This window comes from Kaarinaea lacus, assembly GCF_975902315.1.
In genome coordinates, this window is sequence record NZ_CDLKIE010000453.1 from 1 (window position 1) to 4326 (window position 4326).

Genomic DNA, 4326 nt, shown 5'->3' on the forward strand with positions numbered 1-4326 from the left:
CGTAAACGACAGGGGCCACTGAAACAGCCAGAATAACCAGCTTTTAGCCAGTGCATCTTGTGCTACATCGTGGTAGTCACTGAAAGCTGATATTGCAATCAGTGCCTTGATCTGCTTTTTGTGCTTACTGTGGGCCACGCTATAAATTGACATGCTGGCTCCGAGACTTTGGCCTATAACAATAACTTCATCAACTGCTTCAAGCCCAGCAACGTGGCCGATCATTAGCTCGTTATCTTTTATTATCAAGTCGAGGTCCGGTTCACCTTCAGACTGACCATAGCCTCGATAATCGAACAGGTAAATGTTATAGCCAAATTTGGTTAACCAATAGACATTTGTGAAATGTGTACTGATATTTTCCGCGTTCCCGTGAAAATACAGCAGGGTGCCGACAGGCTTTATCTCGGAAAAAAGCTTCCAGCCGTGCAGTCGGATGCCATCTTCCGTAGAAATGTATAAATCTTCGTAATGTATACCGATACGGTCGGGCGTAATTAAATGTGACTCCATTGGATGAAATAACAGACCTGTACACCCTGATAGCTGTAATAGCAAAGCGAATATTAAAATGCGCATACGGTTAATAGATATTAAGTCGGTTTAGTTTGCTGGTGACAATTTGTATCTTTCTGCGATTATTCAAAGTTACTTGCGGCTAAAATCTGGGGAAAAGCGATTTTTCATTAGCGTGAACTTATATCATTAAAAACACTTGATACTCCTATGTTTCTTTCCTAATATCCTTGTTTGTAATAAAAACCATAGTCTAAAAGAAAATTAGGAGATATTCATGAAAAGATTACTTTCAGGTCTGGTTCTTCTATCTGCCTCATCGGTTGCGATGGCCGGTGCAGCTGGTGGTGATGGTGGTTGTGGTTGGGGTAATGCATTGTTTAAAGGATCAAGCGGAACGGCTTCTCATGTGGTAGCGGGTATAACCAACGCAATATTTGGTAACAATACTTTTGGTATGACAACCGGCACCAATGGCTGCGACACTACAGGCACACTGGGTTATGGTGGTAAAAGCGCTGTCAGTTCTATCATGGATGAGTTTTCAGAAGATGTGGCGCGCGGTGAAGGCGATGCATTAGATACAGTTGCTGTGCTTTATGGTGTTGAGAAGACGGATCGTGACACTTTTGCAAAAGTTATGCATGAAAATTTTGCAGTGCTTTTCCCAAGTGAAGATGTGACCGCTGATGAAATGATTGCATCTATTGAAAATGTAATGAAAGCAGATCCAACACTTGCGAAATACATCAAGTCATAATTGATTTTGTAATTTAATTACTTTTGACAGGCCCTGCATTGATTCATGTGGGGCCTTTTTTTATATATGATGTATTTCTTTCAAGATAACAACATACCAACAATTATATAAAAATATTTATCAATTCATTTTGATTTACACGTAATGAATTCAGTGTACATAATGTCATTCAATGGCGTGCTACGTTATTTGTTTCCGCTTTTTCTCGTCGTCATAACTTCTGTTGCAACGGCCGACGAGCCTGACTATGTTGTCGATTTGCAGAAGAAGGCCCGGGAATTACATCTCTGGCAGAATAAGGAATGGCTTAATTTGCTGCACTATGCCGGCAGTGGTGATTTACAACACAACTACAAAAGTGAGGTGAGGGATGCTCGTTTCTTCATTGCGCCCGATGGTAAAACAAATCCTGAATCAGAGCTGCTCGCAACGATTGCTGCATTCTATGAAACGGATGTTACAGATAATGAAAATGCTCAATGTAAGTTCATTGCAAGACTAAACTGGTTAAAACTGAACATTCCTATAGATGGTAAAACTTTACCTGTCGTTCAGTGTGACAAATATCTCGAGTGGCGCAAGCATGTGCGTTCTGATGTAGTAACACTGGTTTTTCCGGCTTATCACTTGAACAGTCCTTCTTCGATGTTCGGACATACGCTCCTGCGACTTGATGCGGCTCAGGATGAAGGCAATTCCCGATGGTTATCAACTGCAGTTAATTTTGGTGCCCATGTCACAGAAGATGACAATTCTATTCTTTATGCCTACAAAGGCCTGGCGGGTGGGTATTCCGGAGTATTCGTCACCGATCACTACTATAAAAAGATTCAGGAGTATAATCGCATTGAACACCGCGACATATGGGAGTATCGGTTAAATTTAACAAAGGATGAGGCGGGGCGAATTGTGACTCACCTTTGGGAGTTGCAGGGCATCAATTTTGATTACTATTACTTCGATGAGAACTGTTCTTATCGCTTGCTGGAACTTCTTGAAATCGCCCGCCCCGGTGTTGAACTAACCAGGGAATTTAAAATCACGGCTATTCCTGTAGATACAGTGCGTGCTATAGAAAAGGCCAATATGATTGAATCTACCAGCTATCGGCCGTCTCAATCCACTGTTATGAGGCATTTGCTCGATCAGGTATCCAAACAGGATCAGGACCTGATAATTAAATTATCTGAAGATATATCCGTGTCGAAGCAGGAATCTTTCACGCAACTACCCGAGTCCAGGCAAAAGCATATTGTCGATATTGCTTACCAGTATTTGCGCTATCAGCAAACAAACAAAGAGCGTGATCCTGTTTTAGCAAAGCGTAGTCATCAATTACTGCTGCTTCTTAGTTCGTATCCAAAAGATGTGGCTATCAAGCCAGATATCGATACACCCGTTGCCCCCGAAAAAGGACATGGCAGCAAACGAGTTAGCCTGGGATTTGGCAAACGACTTGATATCAATTATGCAGAGCTTGGTTTTAAAATGTCCTTCCATGATCTGGAAGATAATGAGAATGGCTTTTTGCGTGGTGCCCAAATTAATATCATAAACATGCAAATCCGTGCTGAAGAAAATGAAGGTATTAGCCTGTACAGGTTCGACCTGGTGGATATTTTCTCATTAACGCCCAGAACAAGGTTTTTCAAACCCTTGGCGTGGAAGGTATATACAGGACTGGAAAGGCAATATACCAATGGCGTTGATCAATTAACCTTTCATTTGACGGGTGGTGCTGGTGGTAGCTGGCAAATTTTAAGTAACAACCAGTTTTACGCTTTGGCAATTGGGCGTCTTGAAGCTAATAAACAACTTGAAAATGCGTTAGAACCAGCGATTGGTTTTACCACCGGATTGTTGACGCACTTTGGATTCACTACAGCACATATTGATTTCAGCGGCGAGAGGTTCATCGACGAGGTGTATCGGCTCCGTGCAAGCTATGTACAGAATTTTGTCATCAACACCAACCACTCCATTAAGTTGTCTGCAAAATATGAGTGGCAGGAAACGGATGAGTTTTCAGATGTGCAGTTGAGTTATCAGTACTATTTTTAAATGGCGGAGAGGGGTGAGCCGAGCGTTTTACGCAAAGCATCGCTTTGCGCGAGGCGAACGCCCAAAATCTGCGATTTTGGGCTGGACGGTCACCGACCGAAATGCCATTTTGAAAAAAGATCTTAATGATCCTTTTTTAAAATGGCGGAGAGGGAGGGATTCGAACCCTCGATACGCTATAAACGTATACACACTTTCCAGGCGTGCTCCTTCAACCACTCGGACACCTCTCCAAATTCTCTATTCACAACCGGGAGATAGCGACAATACCGCCGAGCCCGATTGAAGACGCGCAAGGTTAAACCAGATTTTCCATTGGTGCAATCGATTAGCCGGTCTGCTACTATATTTGCTTCGTAAAAAACTACGAACAATACACAATAAATATAAAATTATCAAAGGGTTGCAGTTTATCCCATGAGTTTATTGTCCGCAAAATCCGCTGAGATACTTGAGCAGCTGAATCAGCATCATATATACCAGGATCCGGTAAAACGGGTTAACTGGTTGCGTCTCAGTCTGGATGATTACTGGTTGCCGGAAGAAGCGCTATCGCTTTATGGCGTTTCTGAATTTATGGTTTTACCGCCAGAGCAGCGCAGGGCCGTTTCCCATTTTGAATATTTGCACCTGCTGGAAGCCAATGTCTGGTTGGAAGGTTTGTTTATGGAGCGTCTGGCGCAATCGGCGTCCTATGCGCGAAAAAATATCGCTCTATTGAAGTATCACTTAAACGAGTTGCGGGAAGGGGCGGGTCATAGCCTGGTATTTGCGGAAATTATTCAACGCAGCGGATTGCCGCGTGTGGCGACACGATTCCATGAGTTGTATTGGGTAAACTGGTTTACTCGCCGCACATCGGTTGATTCCGTTGCCTTCTGGCTAGCGGTTATGCTGGGGCAGGAGATCCCTGATCGAGTCAACAGGGTTATTCGGCAGCATAAAAATATTATTTGTCCGGCCATTTTCGATGTGGCAACTTTCCATAC

General features: G+C 43.1%; 4 protein-coding genes and 1 tRNA gene. 3 read left to right on the plus strand and 2 right to left on the minus strand.

Going from position 1 to position 4326, the window contains the following annotated elements:
* A partial coding sequence (locus tag ACWVCM_RS14060; protein ID WP_455202393.1) for an alpha/beta hydrolase occupies positions 1 to 513 on the minus strand: 513 nt, incomplete at its 3' end.
* A gap of 280 nt (positions 514 to 793) precedes the next feature.
* Between ACWVCM_RS14060 and ACWVCM_RS14065 the strand changes: the two genes are divergently transcribed.
* Both ACWVCM_RS14065 and ACWVCM_RS14070 read left to right on the plus strand, forming a co-directional pair.
* Entirely contained in the window at positions 794 to 1276 is a 483-nt protein-coding gene (locus tag ACWVCM_RS14065; RefSeq protein WP_455202394.1) for a DUF3015 family protein, read from the plus strand.
* A gap of 162 nt (positions 1277 to 1438) precedes the next feature.
* A complete protein-coding gene (locus tag ACWVCM_RS14070) occupies positions 1439 to 3337 on the plus strand; it encodes an Lnb N-terminal periplasmic domain-containing protein (protein WP_455202395.1) in 1899 nt (632 codons plus the stop codon).
* Between the two features lie 142 nt (positions 3338 to 3479).
* Here ACWVCM_RS14070 and ACWVCM_RS14075 read toward each other — a convergent pair.
* A tRNA-Ser gene (locus ACWVCM_RS14075) sits at positions 3480 to 3570 on the minus strand.
* 184 nt (positions 3571 to 3754) lie between these two features.
* Here ACWVCM_RS14075 and ACWVCM_RS14080 point away from each other — a divergent pair.
* On the plus strand, positions 3755 to 4326 hold a 572-nt coding region (locus ACWVCM_RS14080), incomplete at its 3' end, for a diiron oxygenase (RefSeq protein ID WP_455202396.1).